This is a genomic window from Oleiphilus sp. HI0080, from assembly GCF_001635135.1.
Window position 1 is genome coordinate 1 of the sequence record NZ_LWFU01000938.1, and the last position, 989, is coordinate 989.

A 989-nucleotide genomic window follows, 5' to 3' on the forward strand; every position below is an offset into this window, starting at 1 on the left:
TGTCATACTCAACAAGGCCGGAGATATTGAGGCCGACGACTTTTCCAGCCAAGTAGCGGAATATTCGGAGCTGCCTATTTACACCGACAACTTCCGTCTTATTGGTGCCGTCCCATTCTTGAAAGAGCTCTCTGCACCACGCGTCTCTGATCTACAGCACTCACTTTCGCTCAATGCGATTAGTGAAGGCGAACATGACACACGCCGCATTCAGGAAATAGTCTTCGCCGCAAAAACGATAGATAACATTGTACCTCGCCTTGTGCCAGGCGCCCTCGTCGTTACGCCTTCAGATCGGAGTGACGCGATCATGGCCGCATGTATGGCAAGCCTCACTGGAACGCCGTTAGCAGGCATTTTATTGACGAGTGACTCTGCGATCAATGAGCGCATTCATGCGCTCTGTGGGCCCGCACTCAGAGCAGGCCTGCCTCTGCTCTCTACCGAACTTGATACCTTTGCTGCAGCCGCTGCGCTCGCAAACCTTAATCGCGTTGTACAGAGCGATGATGAGCCACGCATGCAGCGCGTGGTGAGCATGGTTTCAGAATATCTCGATCTGGACTGGCTCGAACACCTTTGCGAGAAAGAACGTAAAACACGTCTTTCTCCACCCGCTTTTCGTCATATGCTTACTGTGAATGCGCGCTCAGCAAACAGGCGTATCGTTTTACCAGAAGGGAATGAACCTCGGACCGTTGCGGCGGCGATTGCGTGCCAAGAAAGGGGGATTGCAGACTGCGTCATGATTGGCGATCCAGTCGAGATTGAGGCGGTCGCTCAAGCACAAGGCTTAAAGCTCCATGAAGATATTCAGGTGATCAACCCAGACGATGTTCGAGAGCGTTATGTTGCAAGCATGGTTGAGCTTCGAAAACATAAAGGGCTCGCACCAGATATGGCTCGCTCGTTACTTGAAGATAACGTTGTTCTTGCGACCATGATGGTCGCGCTTGACGAGGTTGATGGACTGGTCTCCGGCGCTGTTC

Annotated in this window: 1 protein-coding gene; it reads left to right on the forward strand. The window is 52.4% G+C overall.

Annotation, left to right across the window (positions count from 1 at the left end):
* The coding region (locus A3751_RS18325; RefSeq protein ID WP_255376098.1) for a phosphate acyltransferase at window positions 1-989 on the forward strand (989 nt) is incomplete at both ends.